Origin of the sequence: Bacillus sp. MMSF_3353 (genome assembly GCF_030733445.1) — a bacterium.
Taxonomy (GTDB): Bacteria; Bacillota; Bacilli; order Bacillales; family Bacillaceae_G; genus Bacillus_A; species Bacillus_A wiedmannii.
Map to the genome: position 1 here is coordinate 1 of NZ_JASHJA010000002.1, position 24,590 is coordinate 24,590.

General features: G+C 37.1%; 27 protein-coding genes. 13 read left to right on the plus strand and 14 right to left on the minus strand.

The genetic code is table 11. The features are described 5' to 3' along the window. Positions 1-423: 423 nt before the first annotated feature. Together RBB48_RS05210 and RBB48_RS05215 are read left to right on the plus strand one after the other, a co-directional pair. The gene (locus RBB48_RS05210; RefSeq protein ID WP_088064695.1) at positions 424-1,104 is read left to right on the plus strand and encodes an MgtC/SapB family protein; all 681 of its coding nucleotides are present in this window, start codon (positions 424-426) and stop codon (positions 1,102-1,104) included. Between the two features lie 94 nt (positions 1,105-1,198). After that, the gene (locus tag RBB48_RS05215; RefSeq protein ID WP_087986054.1) at positions 1,199-2,194 is read left to right on the plus strand and encodes a potassium channel family protein; all 996 of its coding nucleotides are present in this window, start codon (positions 1,199-1,201) and stop codon (positions 2,192-2,194) included. On the opposite strand, the gene RBB48_RS05220 is transcribed toward RBB48_RS05215, so the two are convergent. Together RBB48_RS05220 and RBB48_RS05225 are read right to left on the minus strand one after the other, a co-directional pair. Continuing rightward, entirely contained in the window at positions 2,181-2,594 is a 414-nt protein-coding gene (locus tag RBB48_RS05220) for a YugN-like family protein (protein WP_137014476.1), read from the minus strand. The two genes, RBB48_RS05215 and RBB48_RS05220, sit on opposite strands and share 14 nt — an antisense overlap. A gap of 107 nt (positions 2,595-2,701) precedes the next feature. Further along, complete coding sequence (locus RBB48_RS05225; RefSeq protein ID WP_048542213.1) at positions 2,702-4,054, minus strand: glucose-6-phosphate isomerase; 1,353 nt, start codon at positions 4,052-4,054, stop codon at positions 2,702-2,704. Positions 4,055-4,328: 274 nt separating this feature from the next. Between RBB48_RS05225 and RBB48_RS05230 the strand changes: the two genes are divergently transcribed. Beyond that, positions 4,329-4,562 (plus strand): DUF378 domain-containing protein, encoded by a 234-nt coding sequence (locus RBB48_RS05230; protein ID WP_048542215.1) that lies wholly within the window; start codon positions 4,329-4,331, stop codon positions 4,560-4,562. A 112-nt stretch (positions 4,563-4,674) separates the two neighbouring features. Here the strand turns inward: RBB48_RS05230 and yugI are convergent, their stop codons facing one another. The 3 genes from yugI to RBB48_RS05245 all read right to left on the minus strand — a co-directional run bounded on the left by yugI (position 4,675) and on the right by RBB48_RS05245 (position 6,955). Next, a complete protein-coding gene (gene yugI / locus RBB48_RS05235) occupies positions 4,675-5,019 on the minus strand; it encodes a S1 domain-containing post-transcriptional regulator GSP13 (protein WP_000003769.1) in 345 nt (114 codons plus the stop codon). Between the two features lie 251 nt (positions 5,020-5,270). Beyond that, positions 5,271-6,461, minus strand: a complete 1,191-nt coding sequence (locus RBB48_RS05240; protein ID WP_088064696.1) for an aminotransferase — start codon at positions 6,459-6,461, stop codon at positions 5,271-5,273. After that, positions 6,458-6,955, minus strand: a complete 498-nt coding sequence (locus tag RBB48_RS05245; RefSeq protein WP_000255701.1) for an Lrp/AsnC family transcriptional regulator — start codon at positions 6,953-6,955, stop codon at positions 6,458-6,460. Before RBB48_RS05245 ends, RBB48_RS05240 begins: the two co-directional genes overlap by 4 nt. Before the next feature lie 266 nt (positions 6,956-7,221). On the opposite strand from RBB48_RS05245, the gene RBB48_RS05250 reads away from it, so the two are divergent. Then, on the plus strand, positions 7,222-8,214 hold the full coding sequence (locus RBB48_RS05250) for a 2-hydroxyacid dehydrogenase (RefSeq protein ID WP_087986052.1): 993 nt from the start codon (positions 7,222-7,224) through the stop codon (positions 8,212-8,214). A 109-nt stretch (positions 8,215-8,323) separates the two neighbouring features. Next, a complete protein-coding gene (locus RBB48_RS05255) occupies positions 8,324-9,163 on the plus strand; it encodes an alpha/beta fold hydrolase (protein ID WP_088064697.1) in 840 nt (279 codons plus the stop codon). A 29-nt stretch (positions 9,164-9,192) separates the two neighbouring features. Here RBB48_RS05255 and RBB48_RS05260 read toward each other — a convergent pair whose 3' ends face one another. Continuing rightward, a complete protein-coding gene (locus tag RBB48_RS05260) occupies positions 9,193-9,444 on the minus strand; it encodes a YugE family protein (protein ID WP_000537643.1) in 252 nt (83 codons plus the stop codon). A gap of 116 nt (positions 9,445-9,560) precedes the next feature. On the opposite strand from RBB48_RS05260, the gene RBB48_RS05265 reads away from it, so the two are divergent. Beyond that, positions 9,561-10,715, plus strand: coding sequence for a MalY/PatB family protein (locus tag RBB48_RS05265; RefSeq protein WP_088064698.1), 1,155 nt, complete (start codon positions 9,561-9,563; stop codon positions 10,713-10,715). Positions 10,716-10,799: 84 nt separating this feature from the next. Here RBB48_RS05265 and sodC read toward each other — a convergent pair whose 3' ends face one another. Both sodC and RBB48_RS05275 read right to left on the minus strand, forming a co-directional pair. After that, positions 10,800-11,339, minus strand: coding sequence for a superoxide dismutase [Cu-Zn] (sodC, locus tag RBB48_RS05270; protein WP_000746533.1), 540 nt, complete (start codon positions 11,337-11,339; stop codon positions 10,800-10,802). Positions 11,340-11,407: 68 nt separating this feature from the next. Continuing rightward, positions 11,408-11,584 (minus strand): hypothetical protein, encoded by a 177-nt coding sequence (locus tag RBB48_RS05275; protein ID WP_000982763.1) that lies wholly within the window; start codon positions 11,582-11,584, stop codon positions 11,408-11,410. Positions 11,585-11,749: 165 nt separating this feature from the next. Here RBB48_RS05275 and kapB point away from each other — a divergent pair, with 165 nt between their 5' ends. Continuing rightward, on the plus strand, positions 11,750-12,133 hold the full coding sequence (kapB, locus tag RBB48_RS05280; RefSeq protein ID WP_088064699.1) for a kinase-associated lipoprotein KapB: 384 nt from the start codon (positions 11,750-11,752) through the stop codon (positions 12,131-12,133). A gap of 41 nt (positions 12,134-12,174) precedes the next feature. Here the strand turns inward: kapB and kapD are convergent, their stop codons facing one another. After that, on the minus strand, positions 12,175-12,798 hold the full coding sequence (gene kapD / locus RBB48_RS05285; RefSeq protein WP_088064700.1) for a 3'-5' exonuclease KapD: 624 nt from the start codon (positions 12,796-12,798) through the stop codon (positions 12,175-12,177). A gap of 290 nt (positions 12,799-13,088) precedes the next feature. On the opposite strand from kapD, the gene RBB48_RS05290 reads away from it, so the two are divergent. Then, the gene (locus RBB48_RS05290) at positions 13,089-14,414 is read left to right on the plus strand and encodes an ArsB/NhaD family transporter (protein ID WP_137011545.1); all 1,326 of its coding nucleotides are present in this window, start codon (positions 13,089-13,091) and stop codon (positions 14,412-14,414) included. A 75-nt stretch (positions 14,415-14,489) separates the two neighbouring features. Here the strand turns inward: RBB48_RS05290 and RBB48_RS05295 are convergent, their stop codons facing one another. Further along, a complete protein-coding gene (locus RBB48_RS05295; RefSeq protein WP_000390066.1) occupies positions 14,490-14,957 on the minus strand; it encodes a hypothetical protein in 468 nt (155 codons plus the stop codon). A 118-nt stretch (positions 14,958-15,075) separates the two neighbouring features. Between RBB48_RS05295 and RBB48_RS05300 the strand changes: the two genes are divergently transcribed. Continuing rightward, positions 15,076-15,789 carry a DNA alkylation repair protein gene (locus RBB48_RS05300; RefSeq protein ID WP_088064701.1) on the plus strand — a complete coding sequence of 238 codons (714 nt, stop codon included), beginning with the start codon at positions 15,076-15,078 and terminating at the stop codon, positions 15,787-15,789. Between the two features lie 347 nt (positions 15,790-16,136). Next, positions 16,137-17,513, plus strand: a complete 1,377-nt coding sequence (locus RBB48_RS05305; protein WP_000287155.1) for a glycine--tRNA ligase — start codon at positions 16,137-16,139, stop codon at positions 17,511-17,513. Positions 17,514-17,549: 36 nt separating this feature from the next. Here RBB48_RS05305 and RBB48_RS05310 read toward each other — a convergent pair whose 3' ends face one another. Continuing rightward, on the minus strand, positions 17,550-17,933 hold the full coding sequence (locus tag RBB48_RS05310; RefSeq protein ID WP_000520763.1) for a hotdog fold thioesterase: 384 nt from the start codon (positions 17,931-17,933) through the stop codon (positions 17,550-17,552). A gap of 95 nt (positions 17,934-18,028) precedes the next feature. Between RBB48_RS05310 and RBB48_RS05315 the strand changes: the two genes are divergently transcribed. Further along, the gene (locus RBB48_RS05315; protein ID WP_088064702.1) at positions 18,029-18,772 is read left to right on the plus strand and encodes a DUF3298 and DUF4163 domain-containing protein; all 744 of its coding nucleotides are present in this window, start codon (positions 18,029-18,031) and stop codon (positions 18,770-18,772) included. A gap of 50 nt (positions 18,773-18,822) precedes the next feature. Then, positions 18,823-19,416: a biotin transporter BioY gene (locus tag RBB48_RS05320; RefSeq protein WP_001252151.1), complete on the plus strand. Its 594-nt coding sequence runs from the start codon at positions 18,823-18,825 to the stop codon at positions 19,414-19,416. Positions 19,417-19,461: 45 nt separating this feature from the next. Here RBB48_RS05320 and galU read toward each other — a convergent pair whose 3' ends face one another. Further along, on the minus strand, positions 19,462-20,343 hold the full coding sequence (gene galU / locus RBB48_RS05325; RefSeq protein ID WP_306007505.1) for a UTP--glucose-1-phosphate uridylyltransferase GalU: 882 nt from the start codon (positions 20,341-20,343) through the stop codon (positions 19,462-19,464). A gap of 108 nt (positions 20,344-20,451) precedes the next feature. Further along, a complete protein-coding gene (locus RBB48_RS05330; RefSeq protein WP_088064703.1) occupies positions 20,452-22,176 on the minus strand; it encodes a phospho-sugar mutase in 1,725 nt (574 codons plus the stop codon). 143 nt (positions 22,177-22,319) lie between these two features. On the opposite strand from RBB48_RS05330, the gene cdaS reads away from it, so the two are divergent. Then, positions 22,320-22,925, plus strand: a complete 606-nt coding sequence (gene cdaS, locus RBB48_RS05335) for a sporulation-specific diadenylate cyclase CdaS (RefSeq protein WP_070169194.1) — start codon at positions 22,320-22,322, stop codon at positions 22,923-22,925. 130 nt (positions 22,926-23,055) lie between these two features. Here cdaS and pepA read toward each other — a convergent pair whose 3' ends face one another. Further along, positions 23,056-24,540, minus strand: a complete 1,485-nt coding sequence (gene pepA / locus RBB48_RS05340; protein ID WP_088064704.1) for a cytosol aminopeptidase — start codon at positions 24,538-24,540, stop codon at positions 23,056-23,058. Positions 24,541-24,590: the final 50 nt, after the last annotated feature.

Below are 24,590 nucleotides of genomic sequence, written 5' to 3' on the forward strand. Positions count from 1 at the left end.
GGATCAAACTCTCCAATAAAGTTAGTTTGTCTAGCATCTAAAAATAAAAATTGACGTTTCACGTTGTTTGTTTCGTTCAGTTTTCAAAGAACTACTTGGTCGCTCATTTGCGACTTCCTTATGTTAACATCTTCGTTTTTCGATGTCAACTAAGTTTTTCAATTTCTTTTTTGTCGTTTTCTGCGTTTCCCCATCAGCGACGGTTATTAATATATCATGGTGAAAATCGAAATGCAACACCTTTTATAAACTTTTTTTTAGATCACCCTAATTTCTTTGTTAATATCATATACTTAAACGAAATATCTCTTTCATGTATAAATAATTCCTACATATATTCTATATAAAGTCACTCTATCAAAAGCGTTTCTTTCTATAATAAATGTTTTATTCATATACCATATCATACAAGGAGGAATATATATGGACTATGCCGATTTATTAATCAAACTAGGTCTCTCGGCTATTTTAGGGTTCGCTATCGGTTTAGAGCGCGAATTAAAACGAAAACCACTTGGTTTAAAAACTTGTTTAGTTATTTCTATCATTAGTTGCCTCCTGACGATTGTTTCTATTAAAGCGGCTTACAATTTACCACATACCGATCATATGAATATGGATCCACTTCGACTTGCCGCTCAAATTGTATCAGGAATCGGTTTTTTAGGTGCCGGTGTTATTTTACGAAGAGGAAACGATAGCATTGCAGGACTAACGACTGCTGCTATGATTTGGGGTGCTTCTGGTATTGGTATTGCTGTTGGGGCTGGATTCTATATCGAAGCAATTTTCGGAATGTGTTTCCTTATGATTAGCGTTGAACTTATACCATTAGCAATGAAATTTGTAGGACCGAAATCATTTCGTCAACGTGATATCGCAGTAAAACTTGTCGTGCGAAATATGGACAATATCCCAATTGTAATTGAAGAAATAAAAGAAATGGATATAAAAGTTAAGAATATGAAGCTCAAAACATTGGAGAATGGCTCTCACTATTTACATTTGAAATTATCTATCGATCAAAAAAGGCATACCGCTGATGTTTACTACGCCCTCCAGCATCTTGAAAGTGTCCAACAAACTGAATTAGAAAGTATGTAATGTAAAACAAACTCTCTTTTAAATTAGAGAGTTTTTCTTTTTTCTATAATGGTAACAATGAATGTAGTCCTGCAAAGTAAGGAGGAATAAGAGTTTGAAATCCCGTCCAAATTTAGTAGATACATTTCGTGATTCCATTATTTTTCGTTTAGTTTGCTTTATTGTTTTACTTACTGCTTTTTCTGGCTTCCTTATACATAGATTAGAGCCATCGCACTTCACCACATGGTTTGATGGAGTTTGGTGGTCAATCGTTACCATTTTCACCGTTGGCTATGGTGACTTTGCCCCGCATACACTAATAGGCAAACTTATCGGTATGGGTATTATTTTATTTGGAACCGGTTTTTGTTCTTATTATATGGTTCTGTTCGCCACTGATATGATTAATAAACAATATATGAAAATTAAAGGAGAAGAAGCCGCTACCTCTAACGGTCATATGATTATCGTGGGTTGGAATGAACGGGCAAAACATGTTGTAAAACAAATGCACATCTTACAACCGAACCTTGATATCGTTTTAATTGATGAAACACTTTCTTTACTTCCAAAACCATTTCATCATTTAGAATTTATAAAGGGTTGCCCGCATCACGATCAAACTTTATTAAAAGCTAACATTACAACGGCTCACACTATATTAATAACAGCTGATAAAGAAAAAAATGAAAGCTTAGCAGATACACAGTCCATTTTAAATATTTTAACTGCGAAAGGTCTCAATCCAAACATTCACTGCATCGCCGAACTTCTTACTTCTGAACAAATACAAAATGCAACTAGAGCTGGTGTATCAGAAATTATAGAAGGAAATAAATTAACGAGCTACGTATTTACCGCTTCTCTTTTATTCCCTTCCATTTCAGGCGTACTATTCTCACTTTACGATGAAATCTCTGATAACAAATTACAACTGATGGAGCTTTATCCTTCCTGCACTGGACAAACTTTTGCAAATTGTAGCTATACTCTTTTAAAGCAAAATATTCTCTTACTAGGTATAAAACGCGACGAACAATATATGATTAATCCAGTCCATTCCTTTGTTCTCATTGAAAGCGACATACTCATTGTTATTCACCATTAAGAAAATGTTTTTCTAGTTCCTGCATGAGCACTTTCCCAATATTGATATATTTTCTTTTCACATCTCCATCTGGATCTTTCGGCTCAGCAAATTGATCCATTCCACTCGTTCCAGCCGTTAAAGTATTTACGTGATCATCTAGTTCGTCTTGATATACGTGCGAAAGAATATACGGCGTTTCCAGACGGACTATTACACCAGGCACATCTAATTCGCCATTCACTGCTGTAAATGGCACTCGTAAAAATTGATAGCCATCTTCTTCATCGATTTTGTAATCAAAGCATCCTTTATCGTAATCCCAATTGCCACCAATGTTATACCCAAGTGGCTTCATTATCTCTTCTAACTTATATAACGCATATGTACGTCCTTCTAAATTTGATTGAATCGGAATCAAGCCCATCCCTCCTAGACTTTTTCTTTAGCATACCCACTCTAGTTTGAATATACCGATGGACTTTTCGATAAAATAATAAAAAGCGACCGGATTCCGGTCGCTTTTTATTATTTTAAACGCTCTTCTAATTCTGCTTTTAACTTTTCAAATCCTGGTTTACCAAGTAAAGCAAACATGTTTTTCTTGTATGCTTCTACTCCTGGTTGGTCGAATGGATTTACGCCTAATAAGTAGCCGCTCATCGCACATGCTTTTTCGAAGAAGTATACAAGGTAACCGAATGTGTACTCATTTAATTCAGGGATATTTACGATTAAGTTTGGTACGCCACCATCGCTATGTGCAAGTAATGTACCTTCGTATGCTTTCGTGTTTACGAAGTCTACAGTTTCACCAGCAAGGTAGTTTAATCCATCTAAATCGTTTTCTTCTGATTCAATTGTTAGTTCATGTGTAGATTTACCTACTTTCAGAACTGTTTCGAATAAGTCACGACGACCTTCTTGAACGTATTGACCTAATGAGTGTAAGTCAGTTGAGAAGTTTGCTGAAGATGGGAAAATACCTTTTTGATCTTTCCCTTCACTTTCACCAAATAACTGTTTCCACCATTCAGAGAAGTATTGAAGTGCCGGCTCATAGTTAACAAGCATTTCAATTGTTTTTCCTTTATTGTATAAAGCGTTACGAACTACTGCGTATTGGTAAGCTGGGTTTTCTTCTAGTTCTGATGCACCGAAGTCATCATGACCAGCAGCTGCACCTTTCATCATCTCTTCAATATTTAAGCCACTTACTGCGATTGGTAATAAACCAACTGGCGTTAATACAGAGAAACGTCCTCCAACATCATCTGGAATAACGAATGTTTCGTAACCTTCGTTATCAGCTAATGTTTTTAATGCACCACGTGCTTTATCTGTCGTTGCATAAATACGTTTGCGAGCTTCTGCTTTTCCATACTTTTCTTCTAATAACTTACGGAAAATACGGAATGCTAGTGCCGGCTCTGTTGTTGTACCTGATTTGGAAATAACGTTAATAGAGAAGTCTTTACCTTCTAATACGTCCATTAAATCTTTCATGTAAGTGGAGCTAATGTTTTGTCCAACAAATAGCACTTGTGGAGTTTTACGTTGTTCTTTAGATAGCGTGTTGTAGAAAGAATGGTTTAACATTTCGATTGCTGCACGTGCTCCTAGGTAAGAACCACCGATACCTACAACAAGTAAAATGTCAGAGTCATTTTTAATTTTTTCTGCGCATTTTTGAATGCGAGCAAATTCTTCTTTGTCATATTGAAGCGGAAGGTCTACCCACCCAAGGAAATCGTTCCCAGCTCCAGTTTTTTCGTGGATTGCATGATGTGTTACTTTCACTGCATCACGTAAATAAGTGATTTCATGTTCACCGATGAAGGATAACGCTTTAGAATAGTCGAACGTTACATGTGTACTCATCTTTTTCCCTCCAATAATGTATATGTATTTCTGTATTCACTTTAGCGAAACTGAAGTTGTAAATCAAGCGATTCAACCATTGTAAACGTAACCAATATATATTTTTTAGAAAAAGTTCATTTTTTGCATAAAAATTCGCATTTTTCGGTATAGATGTATATACATCCTTTTTCTTATATTTTTTATGTATAAAAACAACATAACTACACCATTCTATAAAGGAGTTAATTAACTCATCGCTTGTTCACGCTTCACAATTAAGGGGGGCTTTTTCATGAGTACTCTGCAACGTATCGCATTAGTCTTTACTGTAATTGGCGCCGTGAACTGGGGACTAATCGGGTTCTTCCAGTTTGACTTAGTGGCAGCCATTTTCGGTGGACAAAATTCAGCTCTTTCCCGTATTATTTACGGCATCGTCGGTATTTCTGGGCTTATCAATCTTGGTTTACTCTTTAAACCATCAGAAAATCTTGGCACTCACCCAGAAACGAACGAAATCCACTAGTCAGTATGTCTTTATTTCACCTCCGACATACGAATATGATTGCATGCAATCATATTTGCAAATATATATCATAAGACAAAGTAAAAGAGGAACGCTCATATGCGCTCCTCTTTTACTTTGTTAACTCGGACTCTTCAATCCATTCGGTTAGCTTTTCTCGCAGCGTATTAAATCCGTTCTCAGATGGATTCGGTATAAGGATCCGCCCTTGTTTTCTTCTCGCCGCTTTTAACGATAAACTCATTTTTCTGTGTTCTTCATCAATTGAAAGTACTTTTACTTCTACTGTATCGCCGACTTTTAAAAAGTCATGAATATCCTTTACATATCCATTTGTAATTTCAGATATATGCACAAGCCCTTGTGTTTCTGCATCTAACGCTACAAATGCTCCGTAATCTTGAATCCCAGTCACTTTCCCTGTTACAACCACTCCAGTTGTATATTGTTCTGACATATGAAACACTCCCATACGTTACCATTTTCTCTACAATTGTAGATAGTAAAGCAGATGATTTATTGTTAAATATCCGATTAGTTAGTACGTACCCTAAGTAAAGCTACTCAGGATATGCATACCTTATATTAGTAAATTATACCACTATGACAGAACTCATTCAAAATTAACGAAAAATTTCCTAGAGTACGTATAATTTTCTAATATTGGGATAGAATACTAACACATGGCTTTCTAGTATTCCCCCCCTTTTATGGACAAAACGTATTATGTTTTGTCCTTTTTTTATTTTCTATCAACCGTTCCATTCTCTTCATTGCTTCCATAAGTTGTTCAAGCGATGTTGCATACGAGCAACGAATAAATCCTTCACCACTTTCGCCAAATACACTTCCAGGTACAACAGCCACCTTTTCTTCTAATAATAACTGTTCTGCAAATTCTGCCGAAGATAGTCCAGTTGAAGAAATAGAAGGAAAGACATAAAATGCTCCGCCCGGCACATGACACGTTAAACCCATTTCATTAAACGATGTCGTCATAAAATTACGGCGTTTCTTATAACTATCTCTCATCCGAATTACTTCATCATTCCCCGCGCGTAACGCTTCGAGTGCTGCGAACTGAGACATTGTCGGTGCACACATCATGGAATATTGATGAATTTTAAGCATTAATTCCGAAAATTGAACAGGAGCTGCAATCATACCGAGGCGCCATCCTGTCATCGCAAACCCTTTTGAAAATCCCGAAATTAAAATTGTATGCTCGCGCATATTTTTAATACTCGCGAAACTTGTATATACTTCGTCGTATACAAGCTCTGCATAAATTTCATCAGATAATACGATTAAATTGTACTTCTCAACAATCACTGCTATTTCTTCAAGCTCGGATTTATTTAACATTGCACCTGTTGGGTTATTTGGTGAACAAAGCAAAATTGCCTTTGTTTTCGCTGTAATAGCTGCTTCAATTTGTTCTGGTTGTACTTTAAACTCGTTTTCTAAAGTCGTTGCCACAGGAACCGGAACTCCTCCAGCTAATGTCACAAGCGGTGCATAAGAAACGAAGCTTGGTTCAATAATGAGTACTTCATCATCAGGATTTATAATGGCGCGCATCGCTACATCTAACGCCTGACTCGCTCCAACTGTAACAATGATTTCATCGTTCGGATCATAAGATACTGCAAATTGTTTTTTTAGATACTTTGCTATTTCTTGGCGCAGTTCCAATAATCCTGCATTTGCTGTATATGACGTATATCCTTGTTCTAAAGAACGGATGCATGCTTGCCTTACATTCCAAGGTGTAACAAAGTCAGGCTCTCCTACTCCAAGAGAAATAACACCTTTCATATTTGCTGCTAAATCGAAAAACTTTCGAATACCAGATGGTTGTAAAGATTCTGCCGTTCTAGATAGTTCAAATTGCTTCATGGTGTCACCACAATGCGCTTATCATCATCGTTTTTTTCGTAAATAATTCCCTCATGTTTATACTTTTTCAAAATGAAATGCGTTGTTGTAGAAACGACAGATTCAATTGTTGCTAATTTCTCAGAAACAAACATCGCGACTTCTCCCATTGTCTTTCCTTCTAATGTAATAGAAAGATCGTATGTCCCTGACATTAAATACACAGATTTCACTTCTGAATAACGATAAATTTGTTCAGCAACCGCATCGAACCCAACGCCGCGCTTTGGCGTAACTTTCACATCGATCATCGCCGTTAAACCTGTATGTTCTTTTACCTTCGTCCAATCGATATGTGTTACATAATCAACAATAATCTTTTCCGCTTCTAATTTTTCAACCATCTTCTTTACTTCTTCTACTTCTATATTTAACAGCTTCGCTAATGTATCTACAGATAATCGACTACTTTTTTCAAGACAAGCTAATAATTCTAATTCTTTTTCTGTCACCATATAAATCATCCTTCCTTTTCGTTTGTGTCTAAATTATACAAATACCCCTTCCAGTTTGAAAAGAAGATTTTTTTAGTGAATTATGTCAAAATAAAGTGAAACTTTAATCATCGGAATGCTTCACCCCGCTGATTATTAGCCCACACCAATCGGGCTTTTACGAGCAGTTGATCTCCCACCTCACTTCTTTGCCTCAGCCGTCTTTTTAGGTGGGAGTCTTACTGCTCGTTAAAGCGGGGTAAAGTGAAACTTTAATCAGCGGGAAAATGCGTGATAAAGCGAAAGGGGATGGAACCGTGAAACCAAAAGTTTATATTGCTGAACCAGTTCCAACATTTGTAGAAAACTATTTATCAGAACACTGTGATTATGAAAAATGGGAGCAAAATGAGAAGGTACCTCGTGATGTCCTATTGGAGAAAATACAAAATAAAGATGGCTTATTAAATTTCGGATCTGCTATTAATGAAGAATTATTAAATGTAGCTCCTAACTTAAAAGTAGTGAGCAACATTTCTGTCGGTTACGATAATTTTGATTTACAAGCGATGGAAAAGCGCAATGTCATTGGAACGAATACACCATATGTATTAGATGATACAGTAGCGGACCTTGTTTTCGCTCTTATGTTATCTGCTGGTCGCCGCGTCTGCGAACTCGACTCCTACGTGAAAAATGGTGAATGGAACGCCGAAATCGGAAAAGAGCACTTCGGGCTGGATGTACACCATAGTACAATCGGTATTATCGGAATGGGACGAATTGGAGAAGCCGTTGCAAAACGGGCGAAATTCGGATTTGATATGAATGTTCTGTATTATAACCGTCGCCGTAAAGAAGAAGCTGAACAAAAATTCGATGCTACATATTGTGATTTACAGACGTTACTCAAACAATCTGATTTTATTGTTCTTCTTACTCCATTAACAGATGAAACGTATCATCTTATCGGAGAAAAGGAATTTTCATTAATGAAAGAAACAGCAATCTTCATTAATGCCTCTCGCGGAAAAACAGTAGATGAAGAAGCGTTAATACATGCGTTAACAGAAAAGAAAATCTTTGCAGCAGGCATTGACACTTTTACACAAGAGCCGATTCAAAAAGATAATCCGCTCTTATCATTACAAAATGTTGTGACTTTACCACACATCGGATCTGCAACATTAAAAACTAGGCAGCAAATGGCTATGACAGCCGCTGAAAATTTAGTTGCAGGGTTACAAGGAAAAACACCGCCTAATATTGTTCGTGGATAATGATGAATAAGCAAAAGGCAAGATGACATCGTCATCTTGCCTTTTTTTGTTAACATATTTTTTTCTGCCTTGGAGATGATATGAACAAAAATCAATGGAGTGACAAAAAATGAATCACGAATATACTTGTCCTTATTTCACTTTTTCCACTCGCGGCACTACTATTCATTACGAATTGTATGAACATGACAACAAAACGGAACGTCCTACTTTCGTACTCGTTCACGGCTTTTTATCTTCCTCATTCAGTTACCGCCGCCTCATTCCTTTATTATCGAAAGCAGGAACAGTACTAGCTCTTGATTTGCCACCGTTCGGAAAAAGTGATAAGTCTCATCTCTTTAAGTATTCTTATCATAATTTAGCAACGGTTATTATCGATTTAATTGAACATTTATCTCTCTCAAATATTGTGTTAGTTGGGCATTCTATGGGTGGACAAATTTCTCTCTATGTAAACCGTATACGCCCTGAATTAATCTCAAAGACAATTTTACTATGCAGCTCTAGCTATTTAGCACGCGCAACCTTACCTTTACTGTACTCTTCTTATTTACCGTTCTTTCATTTATACGTAAAGAACTGGATTATACGGCGCGGGATTGTTCATAACTTAATGAATGTCGTTCATGATCACTCATTAATTGACGATGAAATGAAGGAAGGTTACTCCGCTCCTTTTTATGACAACCGTATATTCCCTGCTTTAACTCGTATGATAAGAGACCGTGAAGGTGATTTATCTTCAAATGAATTACAAAAAATCGAAACACCTACACTACTCATTTGGGGTGAAAAAGATCGTGTCGTCCCTGTACATGTAGGTCATCGGCTACACAAAGATTTACCAAATTCTAAATTTATTTCTTACGAAAACACAGGACATTTACTACCTGAAGAAAAGCCTGAACTTGTTTATGAAGAAATTATCGCTTTTTCTGCACAATAATACAAAAGGCTGTCGGAAATTCCGACAGCCTACAATGAACAACTTCCGCCTTCTTTTATTACAAGTAATTCCACAGCTAACTTCTCACATTTTCCAAGCGCAGGTACTTCCTCAAAAGACATAAAGTATATATGTTGAATCTTTTTTGCGATGTATTTTGGATCGTCGAACACACTTACGACGTTCACAACATCGCTCGCTTCTGTTTCATAAAACTCCGGTCCCATTTGAAACGGATCCCAATTCTTCACAACCTCTATCATCTTTTCATATGTACCCATTCGCTTCCCGCCTTTTCACTTTTTAATGCTTTTCTTTATCCTATCACATCAGCTATTCTATAAGAAGAGAGAGAACTTTCATAACTTAACGGTTTACAGAAGAAGGGGGCAAACTTATGCAACTATTTCATAAAACAGTCAATCGACGTGGAACCCATAGTACGAAATGGGATACGTATAAAAACGAAGAACTTCTCCATGCTTGGATTGCTGATATGGATTTTGAAGTACCACAACCAATTCAGACTGCTTTAAAGAAACGTATCGAGCATCCTATTTTCGGCTATACACTTCCTCCCGAAAATATTGGAGATATTATTTGTAACTGGACAAAAAAACAGTACAACTGGGATATTCAAAAAGATTGGATTGTCTTTAGCGCGGGAATCGTTCCAGCTCTTAGTGCGAGCATACAGGCCTTCACAAAGGAAAACGAATCCGTTCTCGTACAACCACCTATTTATCCCCCATTTTTCGAAATGGTCACAACAAACAACAGACGATTATGCGTGAGTCCTTTACAGAAACAAAATGATACATATTCGATAGACTTCGATCATTTAGAAAAGCAATTTCAACAAGGCGTCAAACTCATGCTTCTTTGTAGTCCTCACAATCCAATCGGGCGTGTTTGGTCAAAAGAGGAACTTACACAACTTGGCACGTTATGTACAAAATATAATGTAATCGTTGTCGCGGATGAAATTCATTCCGATATTATTTACGGAGATCATACGCATACACCGTTCGCTTCCTTATCTGAAGAATTAGCAGCGCGCACGATTACTTGTATGGCTCCGAGTAAAACATTTAATATCGCTGGATTACAGGCATCGATTATTATCATTCCAAACGAAAAACTCCGTCAAACCTTTATATCTATCCAATATAGACAAGGTTTCCACGGATTAAATACATTTGCCTATACAGCGATGCAAAGTGCCTATACAGAATGTAATGATTGGCTACATGAAATTCGATTATATATAGAAGATAACGCTCAATTCGCTTGTAAATATATTAAAAATCACATACCCGCTCTTTCTGTAACGAAACCAGAAGGTAGCTTTTTATTATGGATCGATTGCTCCCGCCTACAGCTTTCTCAAAATGAACGCACTGCATTACTTGAGGAAAAAGGGAAAATCATCGTTGAACCTGGTGAGAAATACGGATTAGGCGGCGAAGAACATATTCGAATTAACATCGGCTGTCCAAGATCTGTTTTAGAAGAAATTTTAAATAGACTGCGCCATACGTTTTCAGAATAAGAAAGGAGGTAATTCGGGAAAACCTCCTTTATCAATATCTTTTCAAATACGTTTCACAAAAAAAGCTACCATGCACGGTAGCTTTTACTTTTTCTTCATATCCGACGCTTTTTTTACAATGACACCACAAGCAATTCGATCACCGGATTTACCTGTTGGTTGTGTCATACCATCATCAGCGTTTTCTGTAATAATAATAGACGCTCCATCTTTTCTATGAATCGTTGTTTTCCCTTCTTCAAGCGTTATGTGCGGCGCATCGATTTCTGCTTTAATCTTTCCAGAACCGTCTGCAATTACGTTCGGTAAATCACCGTTTTCTGCACCCTTCGGATTAAGAAGTCCATGCTTTTTATTATCAGGATTAAAATGATTACCAGATGATTCAAAACGTGGTGCTTTACACTCACCAATTTCGTGTACATGCAGTCCGTGCGCGCCTGGTGCGAAACCTTCCCCTTTAATCGTAATTTTCACTCCGCTTGTTTGCTGCACTACTTTCGCAGTCCCCACTTCATCGCCTGAAGCATTATGTAATTTCACGTCAATTTCTTTCGGCTTCCCTTGGTCACAACCTGCCATCAGAAATAATAAACAACAACTTAAAAAAAGCCGTTTTTTCATTCTATTCCCTCCAAAATATATTCTGCCCTTAGATTGTCCGAGCATAGAGGGAAACATACAAAAATGAGTTACTGTTTCTTTTCCGCTAAAAGTTTTTCTTCAACTTTCTGTAATCGCTCCGCTTCGCGTTTTGATACACGAATGAACATACGCCACGTAGCAACGGCACCAATGATAAATAGAACGCAAACAATCCCTGGAATAATATATTCTGTTTTATCTTCCGGAAAATATAAAGGCATCATACGGAACACTCCTTATTATAGGATTCAAAAAACATCAGAATTTTCTGTTATATAATATAAAATTATAGTGGAACCTATCCATATTCTCAAGGGGGCATTCCGAAAGCGAATGATTTCTTTGACTCCTTCGCACACTTTCCTTACTATAAACTTGAGGTGAAAAATATGAGAGAAACATTTGAAATTGGTGAAATCGTTACTGGTATTTATAAAACTGGCAAATACATCGGCGAAGTTACAAATAGCCGTCCTGGCAGTTACGTCGTAAAAGTGTTAGCTGTTTTAAAACATCCGGTGCAAGGTGACTTACATAATGTAAAACAAGCTGACGTACCATTTTTCCATGAAAGACGTGCTTTAGCTTTCCGTGAACAGACGAACATTCCAGAGCAAATGGTGAAGAAATATGAAGGAGAAATTCCAGAGTATACAGAGTCACTCAAATTAGCATTGGAAACTCAAATGGATTCATTTTCTGAAGATGATTCACCTTTTGCGGTTCGTAGTCTAGAAACATTAGAGCAGTTAAAAAAAGACTACAAACTTTAAAAAAACAAAACGACCAAATTACATACTATGCAATTTGGTCGTTACTGTGTACTCACTTTCTTTAACACTTTTGAAAAATCAACGAGTTCTCCCAATGTTGGAGGTGCTGGTTTCACTAAATACTCTTTATCTTTTTCTACTAATTTAAAAATATTATACGTCGTCATCGCATCATCTAGCGCACAATGATGCTTACCCGTCCCTGCTTTTCCATATGCCTCAATTGCTTTCCACAATCCTGTTTGATTTCTCTCCCCAAAAAACTTCTTATACTCAAGTGATAAATCACGACACTGTCCTAAGAACGGAAAGTCTACTCTTGCCATTTCACAATTATGCTTCAACACTTTCATATCCATATTTCCCCACGTAACAATGGTTGGTTTACATCTCCTTTCATATTCTGCAAGTTTTTCAACGAGTTCTGGAAACGCAATTCCTTTATCTACGACTTCTTGTTTAATTCCTAAAAATTTCTTACATCGATCCGTTAAAGAAGGAAAAGTTTTCGGCCTAACATGAGCTGAATACGTGTCTTCTACCTTACAGCCAACAACCGAAACGAGTCCTACTTCAATGATTTCCGGGAAAAATCCTTTTGGTTTTTTTCTGTGCTGGGGCATCGTAAACTCAAAATCCAAAAATAAAAATCGTTGTTCATCCATACGATCCCTTCCTTATCATCTTTGTCATTCCTTTCTATTTGACACTCCTACACGAACAAGCTCGAATGCTAATTCCATTTTAAATATTCAGATTGGATGTATCTTATATATATGTCAAATGCCCACAAATATTTTTAAAAATAAGAAAAAATGACCGATGCAGAAAATATGACAAAATAAGCCCTTTCATTTACATCCCCCTTTTTTCTACTTTATAATGACGTTATGTGTGTTTCATCTAGTTAATTTTTTGACACACTAAGAAAAGTGAATGAAAGGAGATGAGAGTTTTGCACGAAACAACGCAAGAGCTCGCAAACTGGCAGTATTATTTTGCTATCGCAGTCTTTTTAATTACATATGCCATTATTATTTCAGAAAAAATTAATCGCGCTGTCATCGCACTTCTTGGTGCAGCACTCATGGTAATTATGGGGGTCGTTGATTTACACAACGCCTTTACGAAACATATTGAATGGGGGACGATTACGCTACTCATCGGTATGATGATTCTGGTGAACATTACAAGTAAATCGGGTGTCTTCCAATACGTTGCCATTAAAGCAGCAAAAGGGGCGCAAGGAAATCCAATTAAAATTTTAATTTCACTTTCCTTACTTACTGCGCTTGGTTCCGCATTTTTAGATAACGTTACAACTGTACTTCTTGTTGTTCCAGTTACTTTATCTATTACGCGCATACTGAAAGTAAATCCTGTTCCTTATTTACTTTCTGAAATTATTTTTTCAAACATTGGAGGAACAGCAACATTAATTGGTGATCCACCTAACATTATGATTGGTTCTGCAAATAAGCATTTAGATTTCAATGCGTTCTTATTCAACTTAGCACCTATCGTAATCATTATTATTGCTGTTACAGCGACAATACTTTACTTCATGTATCGTAAACAATTAATTGCTGATCCTGTACAAATTAAAAAATTAATGAGTTTAGATGAAAAACAATACATTAAAGATCCAGTATTAATGAAAAAATCTTTAACCGTACTTGGACTTACAATCGTAGGTTTCATGACTCATTCGATCTTCCATGTTGATGCAGCTATCATCGCTTTAACTGGTGCTACTGTACTTATGCTAATCGGTGTGAAAGAACATGAAATTGAAGAGGTATTCGCAAGTGTAGAGTGGGTAACAATCTTCTTCTTCGCAGGACTATTCGTACTTGTTGGAGGACTTATTGATATCGGCCTTATCAAAATGTTAGCTCAAAAAGTAATTGGAATAACAGGTGGAGATGTTTCTTACGCATCTATCCTTATTTTATGGGTATCTGGTATCGCCTCTGCAACAATTGATAACATTCCATTCGTTGCAACAATGATCCCACTTATTAACGATATGGCAGTTGGGCTAGGTTTATCACCTTCTGACGCACAAATCGACGTATTATGGTGGGCATTAGCATTAGGTGCTTGTCTAGGTGGAAACGGAACATTAATCGGAGCTTCTGCTAACGTAATTGTTGCAGGTATCGCAAGTCGTGAGGGCCATAAATTTAGCTACATGGAATTCCTTAAAGTCGGCTTCCCAATTATGATCGTTTCATTAATCATTTCTCATATTTATATTTATTTACGCTACCTTATGTAGTAGAAAAAGGGTTGTCACATGTGACAGCCCTTTTTCTTGTTCAATACAATTATATGAATGATTTTTCAAATATCCCTACTCGTTATACCTTACCGGCTCATTCCGAATAATGAATAAGTGAATCGGTAAGAAAACCGAAAATGTGATTGTATGAATAATCGTAAACAATATAGAATTCGTTCCGTATCTATCTAAAATTGCGTAGATAAGATAAATAGACAGCACAATCGATACAGCTGTTGCTAATAAATATAGAATTGGTACGAAGTTAAAAATGAAACACGCGACATATATGCCGAATACTTTCCATCCTGCTTCTTCTTTTAAGAAATCCGGTAATTTGTCTTTTGCTAAATCACCCCATATCTTACTATTTAAAAAAGGAATAAACGCAAGAGCACCATCCGTTGCACCATCATTTTTCGCCATCGTATACAGTGCAAAAGCCGTTAATAAATACGCAATAATTGCCCAAATCAATACAACAAGAATAAACGCAAAACTAAGAGCAAAGAAACCTGCTAGTACGCCTTGATCTTCCATCTTATCCTCTCCTCTCTACTCTCAACATATTTCATTACTTTACAAGTTATGTTTTAAAATTTATCCAAACTTTCTGTATAATAATAGGAGCGAGATAATAAGAGAGGAGAACGCACTTATGCATCCATTTGTACAAGCATTACAAGAGCATTTCACAGCCCATAAAAATCCTGAAAAAGCAGAACCGATGGCATGTTATATGAAAAACCACTTCCCATTTCTCGGTATTCAAACACCTGAAAGAAGACAGTTATTAAAAGACGTTATCCAAATACACACTCTTCCAGATCAAAAAGACTTTCAAATTATCGTACGTGAGCTTTGGGATTTACCAGAACGTGAATTTCAAGCGGCCGCACTCGATATTATGCAAAAATATAAAAAGCATATAAACGAAACGCATATCCCGTTTTTAGAAGAACTTATTGTAACAAAATCTTGGTGGGATTCTGTTGATAGCATCGTCCCTACATTTTTAGGAAATATCTTTTTAAAACATCCGGAATTAATTTCTGCCTATATTCCAAAATGGATTGCATCAGACAACATATGGTTACAACGCGCCGCTATTTTATTCCAGCTAAAATATAAACAAAAGATGGACGAAGAACTTCTTTTCTGGATTATTGGACAACTACATTCTTCAAAAGAATTTTTCATTCAAAAAGCGATTGGCTGGGTCCTTCGCGAGTATGCAAAAACGAAGCCCGATGTCGTTTGGGAATACGTGCAAAATAACGAGCTTGCTCCCCTTAGTAAACGTGAAGCAATTAAGCACATTAAACAAAATTACGGAATAAATAACGAAAAAATAGGCGAGACTCTATCATAGATAGACGCGTTCCTCTATTGAGATTTAAAAAAGAACGTGTTAGAATATGTTCATTATTATTAATATAAGTAGCGATGACGGACTTATAAGTACTTGCACAAAAAGCGATTCAGGGATAGTGAAAGCCTGATGCCGCAAGGAAACGGCAGTCCCGAGCAATACGTGATAAAGTGGATGCACCTGTTGTGTATCAACTAGGGTGGAACCGCGGGCAAACGCTCGTCCCTAGGCAATTAAGCCTTGGGATGAGCGTTTTTTTTATGTTTTTCAAAGCATATACCGCTCGTTTCACAAGTACCAGAGCACGTCATCGCCAATACGTTAACTTTCAAAAGGAGGATTTTATTATGTATTCAATGGAACAAGTTGTAAACTTAGCGAAACATCGCGGTTTTGTTTTCCCTGGTTCTGAAATTTACGGTGGTCTTGCAAACACTTGGGATTACGGTCCACTTGGAATCGAATTAAAAAATAACGTTAAAAAAGCTTGGTGGAAAAAATTCATTCAAGAATCTCCATACAACGTTGGTTTAGACGCAGCTATTTTAATGAACCCAAAAACTTGGATCGCTTCTGGTCACGTTGGTAACTTCAACGATCCAATGATCGACTGTAAAAAATGTAAAGCGCGTCACCGTGCTGACAAATTAATTGAAGATGCATTAGATGCAAAAGGCATCGAAATGGTTGTTGATGGTCTTACTTTCGACCAAATGGCTGACTTAATGAAAGAACATGAAGTAAAATGTCCTGATTGCGGTAGTGAAGAGTTCACTGAAATCCGTCAGTTCAACTTAATGTTCAAAACATTCCAAGGTGTTACAGAGTCTAGCACGAACGAAATCTTCCTTCGTCCTGAAACAGCACAAGGTATTTTCGTAAACTTTAAAAACGTACAACGCTCTATGCGTAAAAAACTTCCATTTGGTATTGGCCAAATCGGTAAGAGCTTCCGTAACGAAATCACGCCTGGTAACTTCACATTCCGTACACGTGAATTCGAACAAATGGAACTTGAATTCTTCTGTAAGCCTGGTGAAGATTTAGAGTGGTTTGCATTCTGGCGTGAAACTTGTAAGAACTGGTTACTTTCACTTGGTATGACTGAAGAAAGCATGCGTCTTCGTGACCACGGTGAAGAGGAATTATCTCATTACAGTAACGCAACAACTGATATTGAATTCAGATTCCCATTCGGTTGGGGCGAACTTTGGGGCGTAGCATCTCGTACAGACTTCGATTTAAAACGTCACATGGAACACTCTAACGAAGACTTTAACTATATCGATCCACAAACGAATGAGCGTTACGTACCGTACTGCATCGAGCCATCTTTAGGTGCTGACCGTGTAACATTAGCATTCTTATGTGATGCATATGAAGAAGAGCAATTGGAAAACGATTCTCGTACAGTTCTTCGTTTCCACCCTGCTTTAGCACCATACAAAGCAGCTATCTTACCATTATCTAAAAAGCTATCTGAAGGTGCTACTGAAGTATTCGCAGAACTAGCTAAAGACTTCATGGTAGACTTTGACGAAACTGGTTCTATCGGTAAACGTTACCGTCGTCAAGACGAAATCGGTACACCATTCTGTATCACTTACGACTTCGACTCAGTTGAAGACAAAGCTGTTACAGTACGTGACCGTGACACAATGGAACAAGTTCGTATGCCAATTAGCGAGCTAAAAGGCTTCTTAGAGAAGAAAATCCAGTTCTAATTATAAAAAAGAGGCGCTCTATTGAGCCGCCTCTTTTTACTTTTCACGTTTTTCTTTAATTGCTACTGTACATCTTGATATACATAGTAAATCATCATTCTCATCAATAATACGTACATCCCAAACCATCGTTGAATGTCCTCTATGTATCGGTGTTCCGATCGCTGTTACAATCCCATCTTTCTTTGAGCGAATGTGATTTGCATTAATTTCTAGACCGAAACAAATACATTTCTCTTGATCAATTAAATTGTATGAACCAACACTTGCTACTGTTTCCGCTAATGCAAGAGATGCACCGCCGTGTAAAAAACCAAACGGCTGATGCGTACGCTCATCAACAGGCATCGTAGCAACCACCTTATCTTCTGTCATCTCTAACAACTCAATTCCAAGTGAATCCATTAAAGTTTTTCCCATATCGTTTCCTCCTTCTCTTACTTTAATTGAATGTATAATTTTACCTATTTATTTTCAAACTACTTATAACACTTATATAAGGAGGTTTCACCTAAATGAAACAGAAATTTTGTATATTACTGCTTATGTTCTCCTTGCTGACTATTGTACCAAATTGTGCACTAGCAGCCAAAGCATCCAACCTGACAATCGATGTTCAGACTGTAACACAAAAAGGTAAGAAACCTTATATAGAATATCAAATTAACAGACCTTCGTTTCACAATTTTCCCGATTCTAAATTTCAAAATAAGCTCAATTTCTATTACAAAAAATCTACTGACAAATTTAAAACAAAATTAGAAAAAGACGCAAAAAAATATTATAAAGAAACAGAAGGATCTAGTACACCTTTTCATCCGTACGTGGCGAATGTTGATTATAAAGTCTCCCTAAATAAACCACCGTTGCTCAGCCTATATGTGAATTACTATCAATATACAGGCGGAGCACACGGTCTTTATAAGTGGAAGGCAAACACATTTGATTTAAAAGAAAAAAAGTTACTACACTTAGACGATCTATTTCAACCAGAAGATAAATATAAAGAAATAATCCGTGCTGAGATTGTAAGACAAATTAAACAAAATGAAAGTATTTATTTTCCCGATGCAACTGAAAAGGTCATGAGCACGAAAAAGTTCCACTTCTTTTTAGAACCGGACAATCTCGTCATTTATTTCCCTTTATATGAGATTGCTCCTTATTCAAGCGGAATCCCTCAATTTCGTATTCCGTATACGTTGCTAAGAGAGTATTTGAAGCCTTCTTATCAAAATATTTTGATTGACAACAAGTAAATATTTTCGCTACGATAATGTTAACCTAAAAACAACAGGAGGTTAACATTATGAGGAGATTTCATGTTTTAGATTTAGCATTAGCTGCCATGTTCGTCGCTCTTATGGCCATTGGTGCAAATATTGTATCTTGGGCACCATTCCTGCAAGTAGCGGGTATCCCATTATCTATGCAACCATTTTTCGCAATTTTAGCAGGGCTTCTTCTTGGAAGTAGACTTGGCGCATTATCAATGACTGTGTATATGCTCGTTGGCTTAGCTGGTGCACCAATCTTCGCTAACTTCAAAGCTGGATTCGGAGCGCTTTTAGATCCTACTGGTGGTTTTATTATTGCATTTATTATCGTTGCTTACGTATCCGGAAAACTAGTAGAACAAAAAGAACGACCAACATTCAGTACATTTGCAATTGCCTCTTTCACAGGAATCATTTTAACGTATATTATCGGTACTACTTATATGTACGGGGCAGTCAATTTCTTCATGGGTGGTAATATGAGTTATAAAGCGGCTTGGATGATTATGATGTGGTTCGCAGTAAAAGATATTGCATTTACCATTATCGGTGCTATTATCGCACCTCGCATATACTATGCTGTACGTCGTTCCGCTTATCAGCATTCTCATTCGACGATTTCATAATAAAAAAGAGTTATTTCAGTACACTGAAATAACTCTTTTTTTATATTAAGACTGTTGCTTCGTGTGTTCTTCTAAAATTTTCTGCATCATTGGAACCATGTCATCACGTAATTCTGGGTGTCGCAGAGCCATTTCGATTGTCGTTTGAACGAATCCTAACTTTTCACCTACGTCGTAGCGCTTTCCTTCGAAATCGTAAGCAAATACACGTTGAATTTCGTTTAAGTTTTGGATTGCATCTGTTAACTGAATTTCACCACCAGCATGTTGCTGTTCTAAGAACATGAAGATTTCAGGTGTTAAAACGTAACGTCCCATAATTGCTAAGTTTGAAGGTGCTGTACCTGCTGCTGGTTTCTCAACGAAATTGCGAACTTGGTAACGACGTCCTTCCTGCTCTAATGGGTCGATAATTCCATAACGGTGTGTTTCATCTTCTGGAACCGTTTGTACACCAATAACAGAAGAAAGCGTTTTATCATATTCTTCAATTAATTGACGTAAACATGGTTTTTCAGCTTGAACGATATCATCACCTAATAAAACAGCGAATGGCTCATCACCAATGAATTTACGTGCACACCAAACAGCGTGTCCTAATCCTTTTGGTTCTTTTTGACGGATATAGTGAATATCTACCATTTTTGAAGAAGCCTGTACTTTTTCAAGTAACTCATACTTTTTCTTTTCTAATAAGTTTTGCTCTAACTCAAATGCATTATCAAAATGATCTTCAATAGAGCGCTTCGTTTTACCAGTAACGATAATAATATCTTCGATTCCTGATTTTATTGCTTCTTCTACAATGTATTGGATAGTTGGTTTATCTACTATCGGTAACATTTCTTTTGGCATTGCTTTTGTAGCTGGTAAAAAACGTGTTCCTAATCCAGCTGCTGGGATTATGGCTTTTCTTACTTTTTTCATCACAAAATACCCTCTCTTCTGTCAGAATCAATAACGATTATTTCCTTACATAAAACAAAAGGGAGGTTTCACTCCCTTTCGTTCCTTACTACTTAAAATTACTTTATATTATAAACGATTCATAATATCTTCTTTAATAGTAAGTAACTTTTGTTCACTATTTTGTAAAGAATTATCTTGAACACCGAAGTAGAACTTAATCTTCGGTTCAGTTCCAGATGGGCGTAGGCAGAACCAAGAACCATCTTCTAATTGATATTTTAACACATTTGATTTCGGTAAGTGAATCTCTTCTTTATGTCCATCTTGTAAAGATGTAACGATGCTCGCTTTATAGTCTTCAACAGCTACAACTGTTAAGCCCGCTACTTCTTTCGGAGGATTTTCACGGAATGTTGCCATCATTTCTTGAATTTGTTCCGCTCCATCTTTTCCTTTTAACGTTAACGATACAAGATCTTCACGGAAGAAACCGTACTTCTCAAATACTTCTAATAAACCATCGTATAACGTTTTACCTTGTGATTTGTAGTATGCAGCTACTTCACATGCAAATAGAACAGATTGTACTGCATCTTTATCACGACAGAATGGACGGATTAAATAACCATAGCTTTCCTCATAACCGAATTGGAATTCGTATTGTCCGCTTTCTTCATACTGTTTAATTTTCTCACCGATAAATTTAAATCCAGTTAACGTATCAACTGTATCTAAACCGTATGCTTTCGCGATTGTACGGCCAATTTCAGACGTTACGATTGTTTTTAATACAACACCGTTCTCTGGAAGCGTTCCGTTTTCTTTCTTTTGAGATAATAAGTAATCAAGCATTAATGCACCTGTTTGGTTACCCGTTAATACTTGGAACTCACCATCGTGATTACGAACTGCAACGCCTAGACGGTCTGCGTCAGGATCCGTTGCGATTAACACATCTGCTCCTACCTTCTCACCGTCACGAATTGCATACTCAAACGCTGCATGCTCTTCTGGGTTCGGTGATTTTACTGTAGAGAAGTTCGGATCTGGTAACTCTTGCTCTTTTACAACTGTTACATCTGTAAATCCAACTTCTTCTAAACCACGGCGCACAGAAATATTTGATGTTCCATGTAATGGTGTAAAGACGATTTTTAAGTCTTTTCCAACATTTTGTACCATTTCTTTATTAATGATGACATTGTTCAATTCTGTTGCATATGCATCATCTACTTCTTGTCCAACAATATGTAATAAACCGTCAGCTTTTAATTGCTCCACATTAGCAACCTCAACTGTTAACTCATCCTCTACTGCATTTACATAGCTAATTAACTCATCAGCTTCTTTTGGAGGCAACTGCCCACCATCTTCACCATATACTTTATAACCGTTATATTCCGGCGGATTATGGCTTGCCGTAAGAACGATTCCACTTACTGTATGTAAATGACGAACTGCGAAAGAAAGCACTGGCGTTGGACGTAAGCTTTCAAACACATATGTTGTGATACCGTGTGCACCAAGTGTAGCAGCTACTTCCATTGCAAATTCAGGTGATTTATGACGAGAATCGTACGCTACAACAACACCGCGTTTTTTCGCTTCTTCACCTAATTTTTCAATAAACTTCGCTAATCCTTGTGTTGCTTTACGAACTGTATATACGTTCAAACGGTTCGTACCAGCACCAAGTTCACCACGCATACCACCTGTGCCGAATTCTAGATTTTTATAAAAGCTGTCCTCAATTTTCTTCTCATCTTGCTTCATGTTTTCTAACTGTTCTTTTAGTTCTGCGTCTAACTCTGCATAGGAAAGCCAGCGACTAAATTCTTGTTTCCAGCTCATATTTCTATCTCCTCTCGCTTGTCATACCTTTATTATATGAAAAAAACAACCTGTATCTCAATATTTTTTACAATCTAACAGGATTTTACTAGGAATATTTGTATACACTATGGTTAAATACTCCACTAAAGGGAATGAGGATTATGCAAGAATGGGGCTTGTCAGAAGAGCTCAAAATACAAACAAAGCAAATGATTGAAATTGCTGAGAAAGAATTATCAATTATGAGACAAGCAATTGATAAAGAAGATGAATGTATTTTGTGCAAAATGGAAGATATTCATCATATGTTAGCAAACGTACAAACATTGGCAGCTACATACTATATTCAAGCGTATTTATCACCTTATACTGAAAGCTCACATTCTATTACAGCAACTGTCCAACATTTAAGCGCCCGAAAACACGGGGCTCTTATTGTTGTGGAAAGAAACGAACCACTTGACTCTCTCATTCAAACTGGAACAACATTACATGCTCATTTAACCTCACCGTTACTTGAATCCATTTTCTATCCAGGTAACCCTCTTCATGACGGAGCCGTTCTCGTTAAAAATGATCATATTGTTTCAGCTGCCAATATTCTTCCGTTAACGAAAAGCACAGAAGTTGATCCTGAACTAGGAACACGTCACAGAGCTGCGATTGGCTTATCAGAAAAAAGCGACGCACTTATTTTAGTTGTCTCTGAAGAAACAGGTCGCACTTCATTCGCTTTAAATGGAACGTTATATACGATTTCTTTATAGGATCCATCTTTTCCTATAGAACAGTACAATAGGAAATGAAATTATATCGACTTAACGACAAAAAATGACAATAATCATACCAATAAAAAAGGCTGTTCCAAAATATCGGAACAGCCTTCTCTTATGGATCTTACTCTTCTCCGAAACGTTCAACAAGTGTTGCAAGTGTACGTACCATTGCACCTGTTGCTCCAGCTGGCCCTAAATCATGCGCTCCTGACGTTTCAGATGTTCCAGCGATGTCTAAGTGTACCCAAGGTGTATCTTCAGCAAATTCACCTAAGAATGTACCTGCCATAACCGCATGTCCTTCGCGGCCTGGTGAGTTATTTAAATCGGCAAACTTACTGTTTCGAACGCGTTCTTTATCACGATCAAAAATCGGTAATTGCCAAATTGATTCATCTGTTTCCATAGACGCCTCTAGCACTTGCTCAAACAACTCTTCATTGTTTGTCATTGCGCCTGTCGTCTGATTTCCAAGTGCAACAATTACACCACCTGTTAATGTCGCAACATCAATAAGATAGTTTGCACCTAGTTTTTTCGCATACGTAATACCGTCAGCTAACGCTAGGCGACCTTCTGCATCTGTATTTAATACTTCAATTGTTTTTCCGCTCATAGATGTGATTACATCGTCTGGCTTAAATGCTGTACCACTTACAACGTTATCAGTTGATGGAATAACAGCGATCACATTTTGCTCTGGGCGAAGTTCACCGATAATTTCCATCGCACCTAATACAGACGCAGCACCGCCCATATCACCTTTCATACCGACCATGCCTTCACGTGGTTTTAAAGAATAACCACCTGTATCGTATGTAATCCCTTTTCCAACGAATCCAATGACATCTGTCCACTCTTCTTTTCCTTTATAAATAAGAGCAATCATTTTTGGTGGCTCTGTACTACCTTGGTTTACTGCAAGTAACGCACCCATACCAAGATCTTCCATCTCTTCTTTCTCAAGAACTTTATAATCCATATCATACTTTTCCGCTAACTCAACAGCATACTCAGCAAGCTTTGTTGCTGTTAATACGTTTGGCGGCATATTTACAAGTGTACGAGCTGAATTTGTTGCACGTCCATGTACGTAGCCAACTGTTAATGCAGCTTCAATTTCTTGTGCATCTTCTGCTGTAATAGCCGTGAACTTCTCTAGTTCCACACGATCCTTTTTATCTGATTTATACGTTTGTAACTCATATGTACCAAGACCTTGTACTTCTGCTGCAATATGAGCTACATCAATTGCATCTAATTTCTCTGTTACGAAAGAATCAAGTAAGATTGCTGCATCTTGTACTTTTGCTGCTTGTAACGTTTTAAATGCCTTACCAAGAGCAGCACGCAACGTTTCTGTCGTGTAAGACTCTTTCTTACCTAAACCAACGAAATAATAACGTTTCACATTTGTTTTTCCTAAACTATGTACTTTTGAAATAGCTTTCTTCTTCGTAGAAAGTTCTTTCTCTTCTAATAAAACTTGTAGTTGTCCTTCAAACGCTTTGTCCAGTTCTTGTACAAAACTACTCGTTTTCTCTTCTTCAAATAAGGCAACGATTACCGCTTCATGGCTTGCTAATTCTTTTTGTACTTGAAACATGTTCAGACCCCCTAAATTTCTCTACTCTGCCTTTATTATAACTTTATTTT